This window comes from Paraplanobispora takensis (assembly GCF_016863195.1).
In the GTDB taxonomy this organism is placed as follows: domain Bacteria; phylum Actinomycetota; class Actinomycetes; order Streptosporangiales; family Streptosporangiaceae; genus Planobispora; species Planobispora takensis.
Genome location: NZ_BOOK01000043.1, coordinates 1 through 22,679, shown reverse-complemented (window position 1 = coordinate 22,679; position 22,679 = coordinate 1). Strand labels below are relative to the sequence as shown.

The window sequence follows — 22,679 nt, the reverse complement described above, 5'->3', positions numbered from 1 at the left end:
GCGCCGTGACCCTGGAGGAAAGGAGGCCGACCATGGACAGCAGCAGACCCGCGATCCGTACGGAGCAGGAGACCGCCTTCGCGCTCCGCGCGGCGGTGGAGGCCGCCGTGTACGCGCCGTCGGTGCACAACACCCAGCCGTGGAGCTTCGTCATCGAGGACGACGAGATCGCCCTGCGCGCCGACACCGACAGGAAGCTGAGGGTGGGCGACGCCGAAGGACGGGAGCTCGCGATCAGCTGCGGCGCCGCCCTGTTCACCGTACGGCTCACGCTGCGGGCGCTCGGCTACGAGCCGCTGGTGAGCGTGCTGCCCGACCCCGACCGCCCGTCGCTGCTGGCGACGGTCCGCCTGGGGGAGAACACGCAGCCGGATGAGGACACCCGGACGATGCGCGCCGAGATCGAGCGCCGCCGTACCCACCGGGCCGGGTTCACCGAGCTGCCCGTGCCGGACCGTCTGATCGAGGCGCTCGTCACCGAGGCCGGCGCCGAGGGGGCGCGGCTGACGCCGGTCCGCTCGCCGGCCGCCGTCCGGGTGGTCGCCTCCCTGACCGCGGCGGCCCAGGACGTGCAGTCCCAGGACCGCGTCTTCAGCCTGGAGGTGATCCGCTGGGCCCGGCCGCCCGGCAGCACGCGCAAGGACGGCGTCCCGGCCGGGGCCTACCCCCGCGAGCCACGCCGTACCAGCCCGCACTTCCCCCAGCGCGACTACGCCAAGGGGCACTCGTGGGGCAACGACGCCGACCAGTTCGTCTCCACCTCCACCGGCGCGGTCGCGCTGCTGACCACCGAGGGCGACTCCCGGCAGGACTGGATCGCGGCGGGCCAGGCGCTGCAGCGCGTGCTGCTGCACGCCTCCGGCCGCGGGGTCGCGGCGGCCTTCCACACCCAGGCGCTGGAGATGTTCCACCTGCGGGAGTTCCTGCGGCAGGAGCTGTGCTCCGGGGAGTACCCGCAGATGATCATGAGGCTGGGCTTCTCCTTCGACGGGACCGCGGCCGTGCGGCGGCCGGTCGAGGAGGTGCTCGAAGAGCGCTGAGCGTCCGGTGCCCCGCCCGGAGACGGGAAGGCTGATCCGGCTCCGGAGGGGTCAGCCGGGGATCTTCTCCCACAGGGGGTCGCGGTAGAGCACCACGGCGGTGCCGCGCAGCAGCTCGTCGGGGGCGGAGACCATGACCAGCTCGCCCGCGGCCTCCATCCCGCGCAGGATGTCGCGGACGCGAGGCCCGACGGGCAGGCGTCCCACGGGCAGGTCGAGCGCCTCGCGGACGGCGTCGGCGACCTCGGACAGCCGGAAGGGGCCGGTGAGCGGGTCGATCACCGTCTTGACGGTCTCGACGCCGATCATCACCTCGGCCTCGGCGTAGGCGAGCTGCCACTGCAGCTGAGTCCTGCGCCGCCCGGTCCCGGCGCAGGAGGTGCAGCTCTGGGAGTAGCCCGGCAGGATGTTCTCCGAGGTGGAGCCCAGGCAGGTGGTGCACTGGCCGGTCTCCGCCGCGTGCAGCTCGGCCGCGGTCCGGTCGCGCAGCTGCGTGCCGCACAGGCAGAGATAGACCCGGAAGCCGCCCCTGACCAGGACCAGGTCGTCGGCGTCGTCGGGGATCTCCTCCCAGAACGCGGTGATCGTGTGCTTTCTCATGATTCCTGCGACTCTACCGAGCGCCGGACAGTGCGGCGCGCGAAAGCCGGTCGGAGACGCGGGTGGTCTCCGGCAGCCGGTGGGCCGGGGTGAGGCCGAGCACGTTGCGGCAGGCGGTGTCGAGGTCCACCCGGTGGCCGACGGAGACGAAGACCGGCTTGACGCCGTCCCTGGTGCGCAGCACCCGGCCGACGACCTCGCCGTCCAGGACCAGGTCCGCCTGCGAGCCGCGGGCGGGGCCCGGCTCGGCGTGGGAGCCGACGAACGCGGTCTTGCCCACTCCGATCGACGGCAGGCCGGTGAGCACGCCCAGGTGGCAGGCCAGGCCGAAACGGCGCGGGTGGGCCAGGCCGTACCCGTCGCAGACGACCAGCTCGGGGACGAGGCTCAGCCGCTCCAGCGCGTCGAGCAGGGCCGGCAGCTCACGGAAGGCGAGCAGGCCCGGGACGTAGTCGAAGGCCGTCCGGCCGGTGACGGTCACCTCCTCCAGGACCTCCAGCGTCGTCCCGTCGAGTACGGCCACCGCCGCCGCCAGCCGGTCCCCGTCGTAGGCCACGTCCACCCCGGCGACCGTGGCGGGCCGCTCGGGACCGGGACCGGTCAGGTCCAGCAGCGGCCGCAGCTCGTCCTGGATCGCCTCGGCCTCGGCGACGGTGCGGGGTGTGCGTACTCTCATGCGTCCATGCTCGCTCTCATGCGTCCATGCTCGCTCTCATGCGTCCATGCTCGCCGATCGACGCCGCCGGTCGCCGCGCGCGGGAAGGCGGTTGCGCGGGCGGTCAGCTCAGCGAGAGCAGCGCGGGAACGGCCGCCACGCTGGGCAGCAGGTGGGTGTGGCGGACGCCGCCCAGTGTGGCGGCGTCCAGGTCGCCGGTGAGCACCCCGGCCACGATGCCCGCGCCCGCGTTGGTGCCGGCTTGCAGGTCGCGGATCGTGTCGCCCGCGGTCAGGACCCGGCTGACGTCGCGGACGCCGGTCGCCTCCATCGCCCGGAAAATCATGTAGGGGGCCGGGCGTCCGGCGGCGACGTCGTCCACGCACACGACGGCGTCGAGGAAGCCGGTGTCCCAGCCGATCTCCTTCAGCAGCACTCCGGTCACCTCGCGGTCGAACCCGGTGGTGAGCGCCACCTTGATCCCGGCGGCGCGCAGCGTGGTGACGGCCTCGGGGACGCCGGGCAGCGGCGCCGGCGGCCGGGCGCCGTACGCGGCGCGCAGGCGCTCGCGGAAGTCGGCGTAGACGGCGTCCACGACGGCGGGCGCGGGCGTCCTGTCCGGCTGCTCCGCACTCAGCAGTGCGGTGACGGCCTCGCGCTTGCCGGCGCCCATCCAGCGCCGGATGTCGGCGGTGCCCGGAGTGGCGCCCGCGGCGCGGACGGCCTCTTCGAGGGCGACGTAGACGTCGCCGTGCTCGTCGACGGTGGTGCCGGCGATGTCCAGGACCGCCAGTTCGATCATGGTGTGGCTCCTCGGGGGTGTGAGGCGGTCCCGGCCCGCGGACGGGCGGGCGCGGCGGGGAGGCCGCTCGGGGCCGGGCTGCGCAGCAGCGCCGGGTGGGCCTGCTGGGAGTTGTCGATGGTGAAGGAGACGATGTCGGGCCGGTAGCGGTCGTCGGAGTACTCGACGGGTTCGCCGTCGGCGGAGGCGGTACGGCGGCGCTCGCGCAGCAGGGGCGCCCCGGCCCGCACGGTCAGCAGCTCGGCGTCGGTCTCGTCGGCGACGATCGCGTCGATCACGTGACGGGCCGTGCTCAGATCCACGCCGCGCTCGCTCAGGTAGGCGAAAACCGACCCGGAGTCGCAGTCGAAGTCGAACAGCAGCCGGCCGACGGGCCAGGTGAACGTGGTGCGCTCCACCATGGCGGGCACCCCGTCCAGCAGGCGCAGCCGCAGCAGCTGGACGACCGGCTCGCCCTCCTCCAGCCCCAGGGCGTCGCACGCCTCCGGCGATGCCGGACGCCGGGCGATCTCCAGGGTGCGCTGGCCGGGCGTGCGGCCCGTCATCGCGGCCCACCGGGAGAACGACAGGAACGTCTCGAACGGCTGGGGCATCGTCCGGCTGCGCACCACCGGTGGTTTGCCGCGCCCGCCGCCGATCAGCCCTTCGGCGCGCAGCGTGGCCAGCGCCTGGCGGATCGGCCCCCGCGAGGCCCCCCACTGCTCGCACAACTGCGACTCGGAGGGGACGGCGGAGCCCAGCGGCAGCTCACCGGAACTGATGCGGCGGCGCAGATCCGATGCGACACGTTCGTGTAGAGATCCGTCCATACCACTTGACCATACAGGAGCCAGGACAATCGGTGGAAGCCGTTGCATCGCTCTAATAGCCGATTTATCTGGGAAAACGACGAACAGGCAAACGAAAGATGACATGTCGCCATCGCATATTGACGACGCTCCTCGATGCCGGGACCGTACTTGTCATGACAAGTCAGTTGGCGGGGAGCGGGCTCCTCGACTCGGCCGATCTCGTCGTCGTCGGCGCGGGCATCGTGGGCCTGGCCCACGCCGTGGACGCGGTGCGCCGCGGGTTGTCGGTCGCCGTCGTCGAGCGCGACGAGCGAGCCGTCGGCGCCTCGGTGCGCAACTTCGGGCACGGCTGCTTCACCGCGCAGGACGGCCCCGCGCTGCGGTACGCGATGGCGGCCCGGAGCGCCTGGCTGCGCCTGGCCCGGGAGGCCGGGCTCTGGCTGCGTGAAGGCGGCACCGTGGTCGTGGCGCGCGCCGAGGACGAGTACGCGGTCCTCGAGGAGTTCCGCCACGCCCGTGACGGCCAGGTGGAGCTGCTGGACGCCGCCGCGGTGGCCGGGCGGGTGCCGGTGGGCCCCGGCGCGGTCGGCGGCGCCTGGCTGCCGATGGACGTGCGCGTCGACCCGCGCCAGGCCGTGCACGCGATCGCCGCCTGGCTGGCCCGCCGGGGAGTGCGCTTCCACTGGGCCACCGCCGCGCACACCGTGGAGCCGGGCCTGGTGGTCACCGGCCGGGGCCGGATCCGGGCCGGGCGGGTGGTCGTCGCGGTCGGGCACGATGTGGACCGGCACTTCCCCGAACTGGCCGAGCGGGCCGGGCTGCGGCGCTGCGCCCTGCACATGCTGCGGGTACGCGACCCGCACGGCCGCACGGTCGATCCCGCGGTGCTGACCGGTTTCTCGCTCCTGCGCTACGACGGCTTCGCCGGGTGCCCCACCCTGACCGCCGTCCGCAAGAGGATGGAGGCCGACCATCCGGAGCTCGTCGAGGCGGGGCTGAACCTGATGTTCACCCAGCGCCCGGACGGCGATCTGACCGTCGGCGACACCCACGCCTACGCCACCACGCTCGACCCGTTCAACGCCGAGATCCTCGACCGGTACGTCCTGGCCGAGACGGCCCGCCTGCTCGGCGCCGAGCGGCTGGAGGTGCGCGAGCGCTGGCGCGGCGTCTACGCCTCGGCCGCGGAACCGTACCTGGTCGCCGCGCCCGTGCCGGATGCCCGGGTGGTGGCGGTGACCTCCGGCATCGGGATGACCACCGCCCTGGGCCTGGCCCCCGAGGTCCTCGACGACCTGCTGGGCTGAAGCGCCTCCGCACCGCCCCCCACCAAGACGAAACACTCCCTGGGAGATAGACCATGCGCGCACGACGTTTCCTGGCCGCCGCGGCGACGATCCCGGCGCTGCTCCTGCTCGGCACCGGCTGCGGCGACAGCGGCGCCTCCGCCGGCGCCTCCTCCGCCACCTGCCCCGGCGGGAAGATCCGCTTCGGCGTCGAGCCCTATGAGGACCCGGCCAAGCTCAAGCCCGCCTACGAGGTCCTCGCCGCCGCGCTCCAGCGCAAACTGGACTGCCCGGTGGAACTGAAGATCGTCGAGGACTACTCCGCCGAGGTGCTGGCGATGCGCAACGGCCGGCTGGAACTCGCCCAGTTCGGGCCGCTCGGCTACGTCTTCGCCAGCACGAAGGCCGACGCGCGGCCCGTGGCCTCCTTCGCCGACGCCGAAGGCGCCCTGACCACCTACACCGCCGGCATATGGGTGCCGGCCGCCTCGCCGGTCACCTCCATCGAGGAGCTGTCCGGCAAGTCGCTCGCGCTGTCCAGCCCCGGATCGACCTCCGGCGACGCCCTGCCCCGCTACGCGCTGACGGCCGCGGGCCTGGCCGAGTCCGCCGTGAGGATCGATTACACGGGCGGCCACCCCGAGGCGCTGCTCGCGCTGGTCAACGGCAAGGCCGACGCGGCCGAGATCAACAGCCAGCAGCTGGCGACCGCCCAGGCCGAGGGCGCCTTCGACCCGGCGAAGTTCCGCCGGATCTGGACCTCCGAGGCGATCCCGAACGACCCGATCACCGTGTCCGGCAAGCTCGAGGAATCCTTCCGCGACGCGGTCACCGCCGCACTGCTGGATCTGGAACCGGCCGACGTGGCCAAGGTCGGCGCCTTCCTCGACGTCGACCCGCCCGGCCCGCTCGTCGCCGTCACCGAGGACACCTACAAGCCGCTGTTCGACCTGGCCGCCGCCCTGAAGCTGACCGAGAAGGACGTCTGACGATGACGCCGGCCGACACGACACGCCGCTCGTCGCCGCCCGCCGCCGTCGTGGAGGCCGGCGATCCCGCCCTCGTCGTGCGGGGGCTGCGTAAATCCTTCTCCGGCAGGACCGTGCTGGACCACCTGGACCTGCACCTGGCCTCCGGCGAGTTCCTCGCGCTGCTCGGCGCCAACGGATGCGGCAAGTCCACCGCGCTGCGCTGCATCGTCGGCCTCGAAACCCCCGATGCGGGCACCGTCACCGTCCACGGCCACCGGCTCGGCGCCGCCCGCGGCACCGAACCGGCACACCTGCGGCGGCAGACGGCCATGGTCTTCCAGCAGGTCCACCTCGTCCGCCGCCGCAGCGCGCTGGACAACGTCTGCGCCGGTGCGCTCGGACGGCTGCCGCTGCGCCGCTCCCTCGCTCCGATCCTGTTCCCCCGGGCCCTGCGCCAGGAGGCCATGGCATGCCTGGAGCGGGTCGGGATGGCCGATCGCGCCGCCGAGCCGGCCGGGCGCCTGTCCGGCGGCCAGCAGCAGCGGGTGGCGATCGCCCGTGCCCTCTGCCAGCGCGCGAAGATCATCCTGGCGGACGAGCCGGTCTCCGCCCTCGACCCGGCCGCCGCCGAGCAGGTGATCGGCCTGCTGGCCGGCCTCGCCCACGAGCGGGGCCTGGCCGTCGCCGCCGTACTCCATCAACCGCAGCTGGCCCTGCGGCACGCCGACCGCGTGGTCGGCCTGCTGCACGGGCGGGCAGTCCTCGACGCGGCGGCGGCGACGCTCACCGCGACCGATTTCGAGGCCCTGTACGCCCCCGACCACCGCCCGGCCGAGCAGGAACCGCGATGAGCACAGGCACCCTCTCCCCTCAGATCCCGCCGGCCCCGCCCCGCAGGCGGCTGATCTCCCCCGCGGCCGGTGCCGTCACCGCGGTCGTGGTGGCCGCCCACGCGCTCGCCTGGCACGCCACCGAGTTCTCCCCGGCGGCGCTCGTACAGGGCTGGCGGGGCATGGCCGACTTCCTCGGCCAGGCCCTGCCGCCGGACCTGTCCTGGCAGCAGGTGCTCCTGCCCAGCCTCCGGGCCGCGCTCATCACGCTCGCCATCGGGCTGCTCGGCACCACGCTGTCGGTGCCGCCTGCGCTCGGCCTGGCACTGCTGGCCGCGCGGACCACCGCGCCGAACCGGTGGGTCTACCAGGCCGCGCGGTCGATCCTGTCGTTCCTGCGCGCGGTGCCCGACGTCGTCTTCGCGCTGATCTTCGTCACCGCCGTGGGGCTGGGCCCGTTCGCCGGCGTGCTCGCGCTGATCCTCCACAACACCGGGGTGATGGGCAAGCTGTGGGCCGAGGCGATGGAGGAGATCGACCTCGGCCCGCGCGACGCCCTGCGCGTCGGCGGCGCCTCGGGGATCCAGATCGCCGCACACGCCGTACTGCCCGCGGTGGTTCCGCAGTTCGTCGGGCTTCTGCTGTACCGCTTCGACGTCAACGTGCGCTCGTCCCTGGTACTCGGCCTGGTCGGAGCCGGAGGCATCGGCTTCCTCGTCAACCAGTCGATCAAACTGTTCCGGTTTGACGAGATGGTCACCCACCTGGTGGTGGTGATGGCGCTCGTCGTCGCCGTCGACCAGCTCTCGGCGTACGTGCGCCGCCGCATCGGCGCGTAACCGGAGGAGCTCGCGACAGGAGGGCCGCGAAGGGCGCACGCCCCGCCCGGCATGCGCCGCCGTACCCGCTCCCGGGTTCAGGGCGCGCTCGTCCGCAGGGACGCGGTCTCGTGCGCCGGGCGTACGCGGGCGAAGGGACTCAGCCTCCCCCAGGCGGCCAGCGCCCTGACCAGCCAGGGCGGCCCGGTGACCGCGATGCCCCGGGCACGCTGCGCGGCGGCCAGCGGGACCGCTCCCGAGTGCCAGCGCACCAGCCACCCGGCGTCGGTGGTGACGACACCGTCCTCCTCGAACCCCGGATGCCGGACGCAGACCTCGTTCCCGGTCGCCGTCAGGACGAGCCAGTAGCGGTCGGGACGCGAGCGATCGGTCAGGTCGAACCGGACGACGATCCGGGGCCGGGGCAGGGACGCCGGCGGGATCAGGCGGGTCAGGGTCCACAGGGCCAGATAGGGGTCCAGGTGCTCCGGCCGCGCCTCCCGCCAGCGGGCTCCCCAGACCCCCAGTGCCATGCACACCTCGGCGAGCTCGTGACCGGCGTCGGTCAGGTGGTACTCCGCGGTACGGCCCGCCTGCCGGCGCTCGACGACCCCGTCGCGCTCGAGCCGGCGCAGCCGCTGCGACAGCACGCTGCGGGGCAGCCCCGGCGCTCCCTCCAGGATCGCGCGGAACCGGTGACAGCCCACCATGAGGTTGCGCAGGATGATCGGCGTCCAGCGTTCGGCGAAGACCTCGGCGCCGAGCGCGATGGGGCAGTACTGGCCGTAACCCTTCACACCGCCACCATCGCAGGCGGCGGCCTCCCGGATAAGTCCGGTTTTCGTACTTCCACCCACCCGGCCGCGGCGACAGCCTGAAGTCGCCGTGAGGCACCTGGAAGGAGGCCGTGATGGCCGTGAGCGAGAAGCACGACCGGTTCCGCGACGGCGCGGACGATCCGGCGCGGGCCGCCCGACGGATGTGGGCGCTGGGGGACTACACGCCGATCGCCGGCCTCATCGCCGGACTGGGGCGGGAACTGGTGGAGGCGTGCGGCGCCGGGGCCGGGCACCGCGTGCTCGACGTCGGCGCCGGCACCGGGAACGCCGCCCTGGCCGCGGCGGAGAGGGGAGCCGCGGTCACGGCGGCCGATCTGACGCCCGAACTGCTGGAGACCGGGCGCCGCAGGGCCGAGGAGCGGGGGCTCACCCTGCGATGGGTGGAGGCCGACGCCCAGAGCCTGCCGTTCGGCGACGGCGAGTTCGACGTCGTCCTGTCCGCCGTGGGCGCGATCTTCGCGCCGGACCACACCGCGGCCGCCGGTGAGCTGGTGCGCGTGTGCCGGTCCGGCGGGACGGTCGCGATGGCCAACTGGACGCCGGGCGGCGCGGCCGGGGAGTTCCTGCGGATCCTGGGCCGTTACGCCCCGCCCCCGCCGCCCGGGAGCCTCTCGCCGCTGATGTGGGGCGAGCCGGAGCACGTGACCGCGCTGTTCGCCGGGTACGGCATGCGGCCGGAGACCGAGGCCAGGTCCCTGCGCGTGGAGTTCGACGGCCCGCCGGAGCGGCTGATCGAGATCTACCGTGCGAACTTCGCCCCCGTACTGGCCACCTACGCCGGTCTGGCCGGCGATCCAGGCAGGGCGGCGGCCCTGGACCGGGACCTGCTCGACCTCGCCGTCCGGGAGAACCGGGCCGCGCCGGGGGAGCCGGGCCACTACGAGTACGAGTATCTGCTCGTCGTGGCGGGGAAGGCCGGCGGGCAGGGCTGAGACCGGGACCCGGAGCGCCGGGGGAGGGCGGACCCGGCGCGGCGCGGCGGGCGCGAGATCGCTATTTTCTCAGGCATGACGACGTATCAGGGGAGCGTGCAGCGGGTGCTGCGGTGGCCGGTCAAGTCGCTGCGGGGCGAGGAGGTGGAGCAGGGCCGCTTCGACGGGCGGGGGATGGCCGGAGACCGCGCCTACGCGCTGATCGACGAGCGGGACAACCACGCGGGCAGGACGCTGACCGTCCGGCAGCGGGCCGAGATGCTCCACTGGCGCAGCGCCTACGACGGCGGGGACGCCCCGGTGCTGACCGCGCCCGACGGGACCTCCTGGGCGTGGGACCACCCGGAGCTGCCCGGCGAGCTGTCGCGGTCGCTGGGCGTCCCGCTGAGCCTGCGCGCCGCCGACGGCCAGCAGGACCGGGGCCCGACCGTCCTGGTCACCTTCGAGTCCTCCCGGGCCGGGCTGGAGGAGGAGCTCGGCCGGGAGGTGGACCTGCTCAGGTTCCGGCCCAACCTGCACCTGGAGCTGGACGCGCCCGCCTTCGACGAGGAGGAGTGGGCGGCCGGGACCGTGCTGTCGGCGGGCGAGGCGGAGTTCACGGTGACCGGCGACGTGGCGGGGCCGTGCATCAGGTGCGCCGTGCCGAGCTGGGACCCCGCCGGCCGGGAGCGCTGGCCCGCGCTGCAGAAGCGGCTGATCGACGGCCACCGGAACATCTTCGGTGTGATCATGGTGGTCACCCGGCCGGGCACCGTACGGCGGGGTGACCCGGTGAGCGTCACGGCGGACCGTACGGTGACCTCGGCCGTCTGAGCCGCCGGGCCGTCCCCGTCCGGTCAGGCGGTCCAGTCGGGACGGCGGCCGAGATAGCGCAGCAACGCGGCCGCGTCGTCCTCCCCGGCGCCCTCCTCCGCCTCGATCGCCGGGGCGTAGGCGCCGTACGCCCGCAGCGGCTCGACGATCGCGGTGGCCACCGGCATCAGCTCGCGGGCCAGCCACGGGGTGAGCGGCGAGGGCTGCCCGGTGGCCACCGCGATGTCCCAGGCGTGCACCGCGGCGTCCAGGGCGCAGGCGCCGGCCCCCACCCGGGCGGGCAGCCGGCCCGGCGGCACCGGGACCGCGACCTCGGGAGCGTCCTGGGCGACGGTCGCCCAGGCCGTGCGGGCGGCCTCGGCCGCCTCCCGGGCCAAGGCGAGAGGGGCGCCCGTCAGCTCCCCCGAGGGTGCGAACGGGTCCTCGGACGGGCCGGGGCCTCCGGTGATGGAGGCGGCGAAGCCGAGCTGGTCGCCTGCGGCGTGCTGGAGGACCTGTGCCACGGTCCACCGCTCGCAGGGGGTGGGGCGCTTCCAATCCTCCTCGGCCACGCCGCCCACCACGGTGAGCAGCGCCTCGTGCGCGGCCTCCAGCACGCTCCATCGGGTCATGGTCTCGTCGCTCATCGCTTGTCCGCCCTTCGCTTCGGCCGGAACCGCCCCTGCCGTGCGGCGATTCCCGATACTCGTATCATATCAGAACGGAACGCTTTATTCCATAAATTTCGGCATGCGATGACCTACTGTGAGGGTCGGCCGGGACGGTCCCGGAGAAGGAGGGGAGACGACATGTCGGTGCTCGTGGCGTTCAGTGTGACGCCGATTGGCGCGGGGGAGGACGTCGGCAAGCTCGTCGCCGAGGCCGTACGGGTGGTGCGCGCCTCCGGCCTGCCCAACCGGACCGACGCCATGTTCACCACCGTCGAGGGCGACGACTGGGACGAGGTCATGGCCGTGGTCAAGGACGCGGTCGCGGCGGTCGAGGCCCGGTGCGGGCGGGTCAGCCTCGTGCTGAAGGCCGACATCCGCGAGGGCGGGGGCGGCCGGATGGAGGCGAAGGTCGCCACCGTGGAGCGGCACCTGGAATGAGGCCGGGCGGCCCGGGTCAGCCGAGGTCGGGGGGCGGCGGCATGCGGTCCCCCTTGACCCGGCCCGCGATGGGGTCGAGTGCGGAGAGCTCCTCGCCGGTCAGCGTGATGCCGGTGGCGTCGGCGTTCTCCCGCAGCCGGGCCGGGCTGCGGGTCCCGGGGATCGGGACCACGGGGATCCCGTGCGCGTCGGAGCGCTGGAGCAGCCAGGCCAGGGCGATCTGGGCCATCGTCGCCCCCCGGGCATCGGCGATGCGCCGGATCGGGGCCAGCAGGGTCGCGTTGTGCTCGGCGTTGGCGGCCTCGAAGCGCGGCAGGCCGCGCCGGATGTCGTCGCCGGCCAGCCCGTCGGCGGAGGTGTGGCGGCCGGTCAGGAAGCCCCGGCTGAAGGGTGCGTAGGCGACGTATCCGATGCCCAGCTCGGCGCAGACCGGCACCAGCGACTCCTCGTCCCCGCGGCTGAACAGCGACCACTCGTTCTGCACCGCGGTGACGGGATGCGCCCGGTGCCCGGCCCGCAGCTCGTCGGCCGAGACGTTGGACAGCCCGATGTGGCCGACCTTGCCCGCGGCGACGAGCTCCGCCATGGCGCCGACGGTCTCCTCGATCGGGGTGGTGAAGTCGGGGTGGTGAAGATAGTAGAGATCGATGTGATCGGTGCCCAGGCGGCGCAGGCTCGCCTCGCAGGCGGCGCGGACGTACTCGGGGTCGCTGCGCACCCCCACGAGCTCGCCGGTCCCGGGGGCGCGGACGGCGGCGAACTTGGTGGCGACGGTGATCCCGTCGCGGCCGTGCTCGGCCAGGAACTCCCCGATCAGGCGTTCGTTGGCGGAGTCGACGCCGTAGTAGTCGGAGGTGTCGAGGAAGGTCACGCCGAGACCGGCGGCCTCGCGCAGGGCGGTGAGGGACTCGTCGTGATCGGTCGGGCCGAGGAACTCGCTCAGGCCCATGCAGCCGAGGCCGATGGCGGACACCCGAAGACCTCCGCCGAGGTTGACCGTACGCATGGGACGTCTCCATCCGGGGGTGGGATCCGATAGAATCGGGACGACTGTCCCGGTTGATGGTGAATATACGGGACGGCCGTCCCGGTTGTCTATCGTCCCTGGAGCCGTACCTCGATGAGCAAGCCGTTGCGTGCCGACGCCCAGCGCAACAGGGCGCGGGTGCTGGAGGTGGCGGCCGAGACCTTCGCCGCCGAGGGGCTGTCGGTGTCGGTGCACGAGATCGCCCGGCGGGCCGGCGTGGGCACCGGCACCGTGAGCCGGCACTTCCCCACCAAGGAGGCGCTGTTCGAGGCGATCCTGCTCAGCCGGATGGAACAGCTCGTGCAGCGGGCCGAGGCGCTCGCCGAGGGCACCGGGCAGGACCGGGCGTACGACGAGGCGTTCTTCGCCTTCTTCGCGCTCATGGTCGAGGAGGGCGCCGGCAACCGCGGCCTGGTCGACGCCCTGGCGGGCGCCGGGTTCGACTTCCGCTCCGTGGAGGCCGAGCGCAGGTACGACGTCATGGGGGCCTGGCGGGAGCTCCTGCGCCGGGCCCAGCAGGCGGGCGGGATACGGGCCGACGTCGACATCGCCGACGTCAAGGCCCTGCTCACCGGCTGCATCGACCGCGAGCGGAGCGGTGTGGACCCGGTGGCCCGCGCCCGCCTGCTCGCGATCGTCCGTGAGGGGCTGAGAGCCTGAGGGACCCGGTCACCGGTGACGTACGCGACCCCGTCTCCGGGAACACCGGGAGCACGTCGCCAGTTGGACGATACGGGTCGAGACGGGTCAAGTCCGGGGAGTTGATCGAAGTGGCAGGAACGGGATCCGCAGGACGTCTCGTCGCGGGCGGGCTGGCGCTGGCCGCCGCCGCGTGGTCCCTGAAGGACGTCCCGGCCGAGCTGGGCGGCAGGGCCGGGGGCGAGCGGCTGGAGCGGATGCTGCGCTCGCCGCAGTTCCGCGACGGCGCCTTCCGCAACACCGTGCCCGGCACGTCCACCCCGCCGCCGGAGGGCCTCCCCAAGCTGCTGCGCGAGATGATCTTCGACCGTGACGGGCGCAAGCCCGCCGCCCCGGTCCCGCTGGTGACCTCCCCGGCCACCCCGCCGGCCGAGGACGGTCTGAGCGCCGTCTGGTACGGCCACGCCACCACGCTGGTGGAGATCGAGGGACGGCGCGTGCTGTTCGACCCGGTGTGGAGCGACCGGGTCTCTCCGGTCCCCATGCTGGGCCCGCGCCGCATCCACCCGCTCCCGGTGAGCCTGGCCGGCCTGCCGGCGCTGGACGCCGTCGTGATCTCGCACGACCACTACGACCACCTCGACCGGGCGACGATCCGCGCGCTCACCAGGCTCCAGGAGGTGCCGTTCCTGGTCCCGCTGGGCATCGGCGCCCACCTGGAGCGCTGGAATGTGCCCGCCGAGCGGATCATCGAGCTCGACTGGGAGGAGGAGGCGCAGGTCGCCGGCCTGCGCTTCGTCGCCACCGCGGCCCGCCACTTCTCCGGGCGCACCTTCAGGCGCGACGGCACCCTGTGGGGCTCGTGGGTGGTCGCGGGCGCGCACAAGCGCGTGTTCTACGCGGGCGACTCCGGCTACTTCGACGGCTACGCGCGCATCGGCGCCGACCACGGCCCCTTCGACCTCACGCTCATGCCGATCGGCGCCTACAGCCCGAGCTGGCCCGACATCCACATGGACCCCGAGGAGGCGGTCACCGCCCACCTCGACCTGGGCGGCAGCCTGCTGCTGCCGGTGCACTGGGCGACCTTCACCCTCGCCCTGCACCCGTGGGCCGAGCCCGTCGACCGGCTCCGGCACGAGGCCAAGGCGCGCGACGTCCGGATCGTCGTCCCGCGTCCCGGCGACCGCGTCGACGCCGGCGACCCGCCGCTGCTGGACCCCTGGTGGGAGCTGCTCAAGGGGGCCTGAGCGGTCCGGTCAGCCGGTGAAGACGTCCTCGGGCAGGAACGCCGAGACCAGGAAGCTCGGCACGTCCACCAGCTGGCTGACCTTGAGGTCGACGGCGACGCTGCAGATGGCGTAGGCCTGCTGCGGGCTCCACCCGCGCTCGCCGAGATGGTCGATCATCTCCAGCAGCGCGTTGCGGGCCGCCAGCGTGGCGTCCTCGGCGGCCACCTCGCCGTCGCGCCCCACCGACATCCCGGTCGTGGCGTAGAAGCGGCGGGGGGCGGCGTACTGCGGCGCCACCCAGTAGTCGGAACGGGCGAACCGCGGCCCCCGGACCCCCCTGGCCGCGGCCTGGCCCGGGTGGAGGGCGAAGCGCACCCGCAGCGTCGCGTTCATCTCGATGGCCGTGCCGCACGCCTCGCTGTCGCCCTGGGCGAAGTGCGCGTCGCCTGCGGAGAACAGCGCGCCCGGCGTGTCGACGGGGACGTAGAGCCGGGTGCCGGCGCCGAGCTGCTTGATGTCGACGTTGCCGGCCTGCTCCCGGGGCGGGATCGTGCGCAGTCCCCGCGCGGCGATGCCCGGATCGGCCGGCACCGCCCCGTCGGCCGAGGGCGGCAGCACGAACCCGCCGCGCTCCATCGCGGCCCGCTCGCGGGCGGTGATGCGGGCGAGCGCCTCGTGCCCGGGGGACAGGCCGATCGTGCCCATGAACGGCGCGGCGGGGATGCGCACTCCGGGCAGGTCGCCGGAGGTGGCCCAGCCGTCGGCCAGCCGCCAGCGCACGATGAACGGCTCGGGGAAGACGTCCCGCAGGAACCCGAAGCCGGGCACCTGGACGGTGTAGCCGTAGCCGTCCGGGACGATCTCCAGGATCTCGATCTCCAGGAGGTCGCCGGGCTGGGCGCCCTCGATGTGGACGGGGCCGGTCAGCGGGTGGACGACGTCGAGATCGGGGGCCTCGACGGTCTTCAGCGTGGCGCCCGGTCCCATCTGCCCGTCGAAGGCGTCGCGGGTCTCCATGACGACCTCGTCGCCCGGCTCGCACCGCACGACCGGCGGGATGTCGGGATGCCAGCGGTTGTGGCCCGTGGCGGGCTCCTCGCGCAGGGTGAGCCGGGGATCGATGCGGATCTCGTGTACGGCCATGGCGGCCCCCTCGTGTGGACGCGGCTGAGCGTTCACGCTCTGCCCGCCCTCCTGCCCTGTCAAGGCCCAGCCGGAGCCCGTACAGAGGACCCGTACCGGGAGTCTCACGGCGGGGCGGGCGCCGTACCGCCGGCCCCGGACCGCCTACCGCCCCCGGATCCGCACGCGCACCACGAGGTCGTGCAGGGCCCCGCCCGCGGCCGGCTCCTCCGGCAGCGCCGAGGCGTCCATCGCCTCCTGCAGCGTGTCCCCCAGCCGGGCGACGTCGTGCTCCAGCCGTACCCGGTCGGGGGCGTCGGCGGGGAGCGCGCCGTGCTCGGCGGAGCGCTTGGCCGCGACGAGGTCGGCCAGGTACGGCGGGCCGCCGTCCAGCCGGGTCAGGTCGGCGACCAGGGTGCCGGTGCGCATCAGGTGGATGCCGGTCAGCAGCACCCGGAAGGTGTACAGCAGCGGCTTGAGCTCGCCCGAGCGCTCGAACAGGCGCCACTGGGTCCGGGCGAAGCCCTGGTAGTGGTGGGCGTGGTTGCGGGTGAGGCAGCCCGGAGCGGCGGCGAGGAGCTCCTCGTGGACCGGCGAGGTGGCCACCACCAGAGGGGACAGCAGCTGCTCCAGGACGTAGCCGTTGCGCCGCAGCAGCATGCGGCAGAACTTGGCCAGGTCGTGGGTGACCAGGTCCACCTCGACGCCGTGGCGGATCCACGAACGGGTGACGGTCTCCTGCCCGGTGCGCAGCCCGACGATCTCCTCCAGCGGCAGCATGTGCACGCCGCGCAGGTCGACATCCGAGTCCTGCGAGGGGAAGCCGTACAGGTGCGCTCCGCTGACCGTGGCGAAGGCCAGGGCGTGCGGCTGCTCGGCGGGGATCCCGGACAACCAGTCCGGGAGGGTCGCGGTCACGGGAAGGTCCTCCTTGCGCCGTGCCGCCGGGCAGGGCACGGGATCATGGCGGGCAGGGAGCGTTGACGGTGGGGAAGCGCAGGGCCGTGCGTGCGGGGGCGCCGATCAGATTGTCCCAGAACCGGCCGGGGGTCATCGGAGCTCTGGCGGCCTGGAGCAGGTCCCGGAAGGGGGCGGTGGCGAGCTGACCCCTGATCCGCCCGACCTCGGCCCGGAGCCGCTCGTCGGTCAGCGGTGTTCCCGGGTCCATGTGGTCGGCGAAGACGTACTCGTCGGGCAGCGGTTTCTCGTGCCCGACCCGGCGTCCGCACGCCGGCGCCATGTGACTGCCCAGGGGGTTGGCCAGGCCGAGCCGGTCGACGACGAGGACGTCCAGCGGGAAGGAGGCGCCCAGCGTGCCCAGGACGTCGCCCGCCACGGCCAGTCGCGCGGGCCGGTCGGCGCGCAGCGGCACCGGCTGCCTGCCCGGCACGTGCAGGCCGGTGGCGTCTTGCGCCCGCAGCGGGTCCGCGGCGGCTCGGACATAGGGATCGGCGGTGACCGGATGCGGATCCCCCGTCCAGCGCACGTAGAAGCCGCGCTCGTCGGAGATCCCGTCCGGCCCGACGGCCTGCCCGTACGGCACGCGCAGCGCCATGGCGCAGGGGACGGCCCACAGCGCCACGGTCGCGCAGGCCAGCGCGGTGACCAGGTGCAGCGGCAGGACCATGGCGGGCAGCAGCAGGAGCAGCAGGACCGGCAGCATCATCCGGCCGTGCATGAAGTCGCCGCCGACCCGCAGGACGTACAGCAGCATCAGGATCCCGGCGACGAGCGGGGCCGCCGACACGACGAGGTCGCGGCGGGTGCGGCAGACCCACAGCGACAGCGGGATGACCGCCAGCAGGGGGCCGATGAGCTGGTAGGTCCAGATGGTGTCCCCGGCGTACAGCAGGCCGCGCGCCCACCGGCTCTCGCCGGCCTCCTTGGCCAGGGCGGTGTTGGGCACCAGCAGCCCGTAGTAGCCCATCCGGAAGATCTGGTAGGCGACCGGCAGGGCCAGGGAGAGCGCGAGCCAGCGGGCGGCGGCCCGCCGTCCCGGCCACCGCAGCACGAGCAGCGCGCCGAAGAAGACCGGGTAGACCAGGGCCAGCTCCGGCCGGACCAGCGGCGCCAGGCCCAGGACGACCACCAGGGGCAGCGCCGGGCCGCCCGCGGCCGCTCGCACCAGCAGCCACCAGGACGCGCCCGTCCACAGGAAGACCAGCCCGGTCTCCAGGCCGGAGGTCGCGAAGTCCCAGAACGGCGGCAGCGCGAGGACGACCAGCACCCCGGCCGGCAGCAGCGGGCGCGAGCCGCCGCGCAGGAGCGCGGTCCCGGCCACGGCGAACGCCACCGCGCCGGCCGTGCACGCCAGGCCGAGCAGCACCGAGACGTAGGCCACGTCCCCCCGGCTCACCCAGGAGACCAGCGCGACCAGATAGGTCCACGCCGTGCTGGTGTTGGCCTCCACGCGCTCGCCGGCGTTGAAGACCGGCCCGTCGCCCTCCAGCAGCTGCCGGACCGTGCGCACCGCGATCAGGCCGTCGTCGCTGATCCAGCGGTTCTGCCATCCGGCGTAGACCGTCGCGCCCGCCGCCGCCACCGTGATCGCGTGGTTCCACATCCGTGACCGCCGCCACCGCCGTGTGGTGCCCGAAGCCCGGTCGGCGTACACGAGCAGGGACACGTCATCCTCCGTATCGATCACACGGTCCGGTCACACGGCACCCCGCCGGAATCCCCCGCAGCACGGGCACCGGCCGGCACACGGGACCAGAACCCTACCGGAGCACCGCGGATAATCAGTCAACCCGCTATAAATCCCGTCGAATCATGACGATTCTCTTGAATTTTCAATTTTCGGTAGTTCGACTGATTGTGCACATACATGTCTTTCTGCGCGGAAGAGCGGCGTCACCCCCGTGCAGTGTTCTCCCCGGGCCGACCGGCCCGCGCAGAGAACAGAGAGGCATCGGAATGTCGACAAAGAAGAAAGCCGTCGTCCTGGCGGCCCTGGCCGGGGCGGCGCTGGCGTTGTACGGCGGGCCCGGCCCCTCCGCGCACGCGACGGCGGGCACGGCCCCTGCGCCGGTCCTGCTGATCCCCCAGCACGTCTCGCAGGCCGACGGGCTGAGGCCGGCCCTCACCGCCGCCCTCCCGCCGGTGACCGGAGCCACCGGCCTCAAGGTGACCCAGCAGCCCGACCTCAGCCTGCAGACCCAGAAGTGGGAGCTGCGCTTCGCCCCCGGCGGCGCCGTCCTGCAGCTCGTCAACCTCAAGACCGGCCTGTGCCTGAGGGGCGGCAGTTCGGCCGGCAACGTCGTGCGCCAGGTCACGTGCGTTCCCTCGGCGTCGCTCGACGACAACCGCCAGTTCTGGCGGGACCGCCAGACTCTGCACAACGGCGTCGTCGTCCACCGCTACGAGAACGTGGGCAACAACCTGTACATGGGGATCAGGGACTCCTCCCCGCAGTCCGGCGCTCTGCTGGAGACGCAGGTCCTCAACGGCCTGGCCGGCCAGAAGTTCAAGCTGAAGTGAGCCGGCCGGCCGCGGGGACGTGTTCCGGCGGCCGGCCGGCCGGGAACGGGTACGGCCCGGCCCGCGCGCTCGGCGGGGACGGGCGCGTCACAGGAAGGCTTTGCGCACGCCGGTCAGATAGTCGTCGACGCTTCGCCGGTCGGGGGCGGCGGGCAGGGCGCCCGCCCCGCCGATGTCCCGCACGGCCTCGGTCAGCTCCGCCTGCCAGCGCGTCACCTCCGCCCAGGAGACCTCACCCCGCCGTACGGCCAGCAGCCGGTCGCGGTGCTCGTCCATCCGCACCAGCGGCTCCCCCTCGCGGGCCAGGTGCAGCCCGCTGATCAGGAGCCTGATCATGTGCATGGCCTGCTTCCACCTGGGTCGTTCGGGGTCCAGGCGGCGGAACTGGGAGTCGGCGTAGCCGGTGAAGGTCTGCTGGGCGCGCCGGGACAGGAAGGCCCGCCGGATCGCCAGGAGGTCCTCGCCCTGCGGGGTGAGGTGCTCGACGATCGGCGACCACAGGCACTCCAGGACCGTCGGGTTGGCCTCCAGCGCCAGCGCGCAGAAACGCTCGACCTCCCAGGAGAACTGCTCGGGGAGCGGCCCCTCGATGTGGGTGGGCGGCTTGGCCAGCCGCCAGAACATCGGGGTCGGCGCGGCGAAGACCCCGCGCCGGTCGACGTCGGAGTCCGCGCTCTCCAGTCCGTAGGCGCGCGAGCCGACCACCACCGACAGGATCAGCCGGTCGGGGACGAGGGGTGTCCCCCCGTGCCTGTCATACCTTTCCACCCGTCCACCCTGCCAGGACGGAGGTCACGACCGGTACGGGTTTTCCCGCGCCCGCGGGTCGCCTCCGGCGCGCCGGGTGAACCGTCAATTCGTTACATCTTGGATCTTGCGGGAGAAGATCTGACGGAAGGACATTGACCGCAGGTGTCAGATTTTTCCATCGACCTTCCGGAGCACCCCTCGATGAACAGATGGAAGACCGTCCTCCTCGCGCTGGCGGTCGCCGTGCCCGCCGGCGCGTTCCCGGCGGCCACCGCCGCCGCCTCGCCCGCACCCGCGCCCGCGCCACCCGCGCAGGCCCCCGAACCGATCCGGGACCAGGAGACCCAGCCGGTCTACTCCCGGGCCGACGCCCTGACCGAGACCGTCTTCGTCGAGGTGGCCGGGGTCGACAGCGACGCCGACGGCCGCCCCGACCGGGTCGCCGTCGACATCATGCGGCCCAAGGAGACCGCCTCCGGGCTGAAGGTCCCGGTCATCATGGAGGCCAGCCCCTACTACGCGGGCGGCAACGACGTGGCCAACCACGTCGTCGACCTCGACGGCTCCGACCCCGCCGGCATGGAGTACCGCCGCAACAAGTTCAGGGACCTGCAGCAGGACATGTTCGGCCAGGACGGGGACCCGTCGGCCGCCCGCGCGATCGCCCCGCCCTTCCGGGGGTACTACGACAACTACTTCGTGCCGCGCGGCTACGCCATCGCGCTGGTGGAGAACATCGGCTCGGGCCGCGCCACCGGCTGCCCGACCACCGGCCTGCCGAACGAGACCGCCGGGCCCAAGGCCGCCATCGACTGGCTCAACGGCCGCGCCAAGGGCTTCGACGCGGCCGGCAACGAGATCAGGGCCGAGTGGTCCACCGGGAACGTCGGCATGATCGGCGTCTCCTACAACGGCACCCTGCCCAACGCCGTGGCCGCGACCGGGGTGAAGGGCCTGAAGGCGATCGTGCCGATCGCGGCCATCTCCTCCTGGTACGACTACTACCGCGCCAACGGCGGCGTCCTCGCCCCCGGCGGGTACCAGGGCGAGGACGCCGACGTTCTCGCCCGCTACGTCCTGACCAGGGAGAACGGCCAGGAGGTCTGCGGCGCGCTGATGGACGCCATCGAGCGCGACCAGGACCGCGTCACCGGCGACTACTCCCGCTTCTGGCACGAGCGCAACTACCTGCCGGACGCGCGCAAGGTCCGGGCCGGCGTGTTCCTGGTCCACGGCCTCAACGACTGGAACGTCAAGACCAAGCAGGCCGTCCAGTGGTGGGACGCCCTGGGCGAGCGGGGCGTGCCCCGCAAGATCTGGCTGCACCAGGGCGCCCACTTCAACCCGTTCAACTTCGCCCAGCGCAACGCCGAGTGGCTGCGCCAGCTGCACCGCTGGTTCGACTACCACCTGTACGGCCTGCGCAACGGCATCCTGGACGAGCCGCAGGCCGACGTGGAGTACGGCCCCGGCCAGTGGGCCCAGCACGCCGCCTGGCCGCTGCCCGGCACCCGCGACGTCCGCCTGCGCATGAGCGCCGGATCCGGCGGCCAGAACGGCACGCTGGGCCCCGAGCGCGGCCGCGGCCACGCGGTGGAGTCGTTCGTCGACCAGAGCACGCGCACCGCCGAGCAGCTCGCCGAGAACGTCACGACCACCGACCCCAACCGGCTGGCCTACCTGTCGGCCCCGCTGACCAGGGACGCCCGCCTGTCCGGCACCCCGAAGGTCTCGGTCAGGGCGGCCTTCAAGAGCGGCCGCTCGCCGTACCTGACGGCGCTGCTGGTCGACTACGGCACCGACGCCCGCGCCTACGGCCAGGTCGTCTACGGTCCCGACCCGGTCTGCTACGGCCAGGGTGTCCCGGGTGACACCGGCTGCGCCCGGCTGGCCGAGCACGTCACGCAGACCGCCCCCTTCAAGATCATCACCCGGGGGTGGCTGGACGTGCGCAACCGGCACTCGGCGGCCCGCACGGAGCTGCTGCGCGAGGGACGCTTCTACGACTTCGACTTCGACCTCCAGCCCGGCGACTACGTCGTCAAGGCCGGTCACCGCCTCGGCGTCGTGCTGCTGTCCACCGACCGCGACTTCACCCTGCGCCTGCCCGCCGGGACGAACGTCTCGGTCGAGCCCGGCGAGAGCTCGGTGGTCCTGCCGCTGGTCGGCGGCCGTTCGGCCCTCGGCTGAGCGGGCTTGACGGCGTGCCGGACCCGCTGGTGTAGTGACCGCGACATGCGCCGCTCGGAGGGTCCGGTGACAGAACGACGGCGCGGGTGGGTGCCGCCCGCGCTCGCCGTCGCCGGGCTGCTCGCGGCCGGCCTCGCCGCGGCCGCGATCGGCCGCGGCGAGGGGTTCGGGCCGGGCGGATTCGACCTCGGCCTGGACCTCGGGCCCGCCGATCCGGTCCCCGCCGGCGCCCGCGAGAGGGGAGGTTCCCTCACCCGCGTCGAGGCGCTGGGGGAGTTCTCCTTCTGGACCGTGATCGTGGTCGCGGCCCTGCTGGCCGCGCCGACGGTCGTCCTGATGATCAAAGTGATCCTGCGGGCCGGGGCCGCCGGGCGGGAGCGGCCCGCGGCCCCGCCCGGTCCCGAGCCGGAGCCGGAGGCGCCCGCGGAGGCGGCCCCGCCGCAGGAGACCCGGCGGGAGGTGCGCCGGGCGCTGCACGCCGGGCTGGCCGGCCTCGACACCGGGGACGACCCGCGCCGGGCCGTGATCGCCTGCTGGCTCCGGCTGGAGCGCGCGGCCGCCGCGGCCGGCACCCCGCGCGCCGCCGCCGACACCTCCGCAGACCTGGTCGCACGGCTGCTGGCCGCGCACCGGGTGGGGGAGGAGTCGCTGGACCGCCTGGCCGAGGCCTACCGCCGCGCCCGCTACGGCCCGCAGGAGGTGGACGACTCCCTGCGGGAGCAGGCCAGGCGGGCGCTGGCCCGGGTGGACGCGGAGCTGGCGGCAGCGAGCGAG

At 73.7% G+C, this 22,679-nt stretch carries 24 protein-coding genes; 13 read left to right on the top strand and 11 right to left on the bottom strand.

Annotated elements, in window-relative coordinates; genetic code table 11:
* The first annotated feature begins 32 nt into the window (after positions 1-32).
* A complete protein-coding gene (locus tag Pta02_RS28930) occupies positions 33-1,040 on the top strand; it encodes an Acg family FMN-binding oxidoreductase (protein WP_203878128.1) in 1,008 nt (335 codons plus the stop codon).
* Between the two features lie 51 nt (positions 1,041-1,091).
* Here the strand turns inward: Pta02_RS28930 and Pta02_RS28925 are convergent, their stop codons facing one another.
* The 4 genes from Pta02_RS28925 to Pta02_RS28910 all read right to left on the bottom strand — a co-directional run bounded on the left by Pta02_RS28925 (position 1,092) and on the right by Pta02_RS28910 (position 3,906).
* Positions 1,092-1,640: a hypothetical protein gene (locus Pta02_RS28925; RefSeq protein WP_203878127.1), complete on the bottom strand. Its 549-nt coding sequence runs from the start codon at positions 1,638-1,640 to the stop codon at positions 1,092-1,094.
* A gap of 13 nt (positions 1,641-1,653) precedes the next feature.
* On the bottom strand, positions 1,654-2,316 hold the full coding sequence (locus tag Pta02_RS28920) for an endonuclease V (protein ID WP_203878126.1): 663 nt from the start codon (positions 2,314-2,316) through the stop codon (positions 1,654-1,656).
* A 103-nt stretch (positions 2,317-2,419) separates the two neighbouring features.
* Positions 2,420-3,097: a phosphonatase-like hydrolase gene (locus tag Pta02_RS28915; RefSeq protein ID WP_203878125.1), complete on the bottom strand. Its 678-nt coding sequence runs from the start codon at positions 3,095-3,097 to the stop codon at positions 2,420-2,422.
* Positions 3,094-3,906: a GntR family transcriptional regulator gene (locus Pta02_RS28910; protein ID WP_203878124.1), complete on the bottom strand. Its 813-nt coding sequence runs from the start codon at positions 3,904-3,906 to the stop codon at positions 3,094-3,096. The genes Pta02_RS28915 and Pta02_RS28910 overlap by 4 nt, the downstream gene beginning before the upstream one ends.
* A gap of 155 nt (positions 3,907-4,061) precedes the next feature.
* On the opposite strand from Pta02_RS28910, the gene Pta02_RS28905 reads away from it, so the two are divergent.
* The 4 genes from Pta02_RS28905 to phnE are packed head-to-tail and all read left to right on the top strand — an operon-like array spanning position 4,062 to position 7,814.
* Positions 4,062-5,195, top strand: a complete 1,134-nt coding sequence (locus Pta02_RS28905) for a TIGR03364 family FAD-dependent oxidoreductase (protein WP_203878123.1) — start codon at positions 4,062-4,064, stop codon at positions 5,193-5,195.
* Positions 5,196-5,248: 53 nt separating this feature from the next.
* The gene (locus Pta02_RS28900) at positions 5,249-6,163 is read left to right on the top strand and encodes a phosphate/phosphite/phosphonate ABC transporter substrate-binding protein (RefSeq protein ID WP_203878122.1); all 915 of its coding nucleotides are present in this window, start codon (positions 5,249-5,251) and stop codon (positions 6,161-6,163) included.
* A 2-nt stretch (positions 6,164-6,165) separates the two neighbouring features.
* Entirely contained in the window at positions 6,166-6,996 is an 831-nt protein-coding gene (locus tag Pta02_RS28895; protein ID WP_203878121.1) for a phosphonate ABC transporter ATP-binding protein, read from the top strand.
* A complete protein-coding gene (gene phnE, locus Pta02_RS28890) occupies positions 6,993-7,814 on the top strand; it encodes a phosphonate ABC transporter, permease protein PhnE (protein WP_203878120.1) in 822 nt (273 codons plus the stop codon). Before Pta02_RS28895 ends, phnE begins: the two co-directional genes overlap by 4 nt.
* A 77-nt stretch (positions 7,815-7,891) precedes the next feature.
* Here the strand turns inward: phnE and Pta02_RS28885 are convergent, their stop codons facing one another.
* Complete coding sequence (locus Pta02_RS28885) at positions 7,892-8,590, bottom strand: winged helix-turn-helix transcriptional regulator (RefSeq protein ID WP_203878119.1); 699 nt, start codon at positions 8,588-8,590, stop codon at positions 7,892-7,894.
* A gap of 113 nt (positions 8,591-8,703) precedes the next feature.
* Here Pta02_RS28885 and Pta02_RS28880 point away from each other — a divergent pair, with 113 nt between their 5' ends.
* Positions 8,704-9,564, top strand: coding sequence for a class I SAM-dependent methyltransferase (locus Pta02_RS28880; RefSeq protein WP_203878118.1), 861 nt, complete (start codon positions 8,704-8,706; stop codon positions 9,562-9,564).
* 75 nt (positions 9,565-9,639) lie between these two features.
* On the top strand, positions 9,640-10,377 hold the full coding sequence (locus tag Pta02_RS28875) for an MOSC domain-containing protein (protein ID WP_203878117.1): 738 nt from the start codon (positions 9,640-9,642) through the stop codon (positions 10,375-10,377).
* A 23-nt stretch (positions 10,378-10,400) separates the two neighbouring features.
* Here Pta02_RS28875 and Pta02_RS28870 read toward each other — a convergent pair whose 3' ends face one another.
* The gene (locus Pta02_RS28870) at positions 10,401-11,003 is read right to left on the bottom strand and encodes a TIGR03086 family metal-binding protein (RefSeq protein ID WP_203878116.1); all 603 of its coding nucleotides are present in this window, start codon (positions 11,001-11,003) and stop codon (positions 10,401-10,403) included.
* A gap of 162 nt (positions 11,004-11,165) precedes the next feature.
* Here Pta02_RS28870 and Pta02_RS28865 point away from each other — a divergent pair, with 162 nt between their 5' ends.
* The gene (locus Pta02_RS28865) at positions 11,166-11,465 is read left to right on the top strand and encodes an MTH1187 family thiamine-binding protein (RefSeq protein WP_275423622.1); all 300 of its coding nucleotides are present in this window, start codon (positions 11,166-11,168) and stop codon (positions 11,463-11,465) included.
* A 16-nt stretch (positions 11,466-11,481) separates the two neighbouring features.
* Here Pta02_RS28865 and Pta02_RS28860 read toward each other — a convergent pair whose 3' ends face one another.
* Positions 11,482-12,471 (bottom strand): aldo/keto reductase, encoded by a 990-nt coding sequence (locus Pta02_RS28860; RefSeq protein WP_203878115.1) that lies wholly within the window; start codon positions 12,469-12,471, stop codon positions 11,482-11,484.
* A 114-nt stretch (positions 12,472-12,585) separates the two neighbouring features.
* On the opposite strand from Pta02_RS28860, the gene Pta02_RS28855 reads away from it, so the two are divergent.
* Positions 12,586-13,152, top strand: a complete 567-nt coding sequence (locus Pta02_RS28855; protein WP_239131299.1) for a TetR/AcrR family transcriptional regulator — start codon at positions 12,586-12,588, stop codon at positions 13,150-13,152.
* A 110-nt stretch (positions 13,153-13,262) separates the two neighbouring features.
* Complete coding sequence (locus tag Pta02_RS28850) at positions 13,263-14,381, top strand: MBL fold metallo-hydrolase (RefSeq protein WP_203878114.1); 1,119 nt, start codon at positions 13,263-13,265, stop codon at positions 14,379-14,381.
* Between the two features lie 9 nt (positions 14,382-14,390).
* Here the strand turns inward: Pta02_RS28850 and Pta02_RS28845 are convergent, their stop codons facing one another.
* From Pta02_RS28845 to Pta02_RS28835, 3 genes are all read right to left on the bottom strand, one after another.
* On the bottom strand, positions 14,391-15,542 hold the full coding sequence (locus Pta02_RS28845; RefSeq protein WP_203878113.1) for an acetamidase/formamidase family protein: 1,152 nt from the start codon (positions 15,540-15,542) through the stop codon (positions 14,391-14,393).
* A gap of 108 nt (positions 15,543-15,650) precedes the next feature.
* Positions 15,651-16,403 carry a nucleotidyltransferase domain-containing protein gene (locus tag Pta02_RS28840; protein WP_203878112.1) on the bottom strand — a complete coding sequence of 251 codons (753 nt, stop codon included), beginning with the start codon at positions 16,401-16,403 and terminating at the stop codon, positions 15,651-15,653.
* A gap of 43 nt (positions 16,404-16,446) precedes the next feature.
* Positions 16,447-18,111 carry an arabinofuranosyltransferase AftB family protein gene (locus tag Pta02_RS28835; RefSeq protein ID WP_203878111.1) on the bottom strand — a complete coding sequence of 555 codons (1,665 nt, stop codon included), beginning with the start codon at positions 18,109-18,111 and terminating at the stop codon, positions 16,447-16,449.
* Positions 18,112-18,401: 290 nt separating this feature from the next.
* Here Pta02_RS28835 and Pta02_RS28830 point away from each other — a divergent pair, with 290 nt between their 5' ends.
* Positions 18,402-18,965, top strand: a complete 564-nt coding sequence (locus tag Pta02_RS28830; protein WP_203878110.1) for an RICIN domain-containing protein — start codon at positions 18,402-18,404, stop codon at positions 18,963-18,965.
* A gap of 87 nt (positions 18,966-19,052) precedes the next feature.
* Here the strand turns inward: Pta02_RS28830 and Pta02_RS28825 are convergent, their stop codons facing one another.
* On the bottom strand, positions 19,053-19,733 hold the full coding sequence (locus Pta02_RS28825; protein ID WP_203878109.1) for a nucleotidyltransferase domain-containing protein: 681 nt from the start codon (positions 19,731-19,733) through the stop codon (positions 19,053-19,055).
* Between the two features lie 183 nt (positions 19,734-19,916).
* On the opposite strand from Pta02_RS28825, the gene Pta02_RS28820 reads away from it, so the two are divergent.
* Complete coding sequence (locus Pta02_RS28820) at positions 19,917-21,905, top strand: Xaa-Pro dipeptidyl-peptidase (protein ID WP_203878108.1); 1,989 nt, start codon at positions 19,917-19,919, stop codon at positions 21,903-21,905.
* 66 nt (positions 21,906-21,971) lie between these two features.
* On the top strand, positions 21,972-22,679 hold a 708-nt coding region (locus Pta02_RS28815), incomplete at its 3' end, for a DUF4129 domain-containing protein (RefSeq protein WP_203878107.1).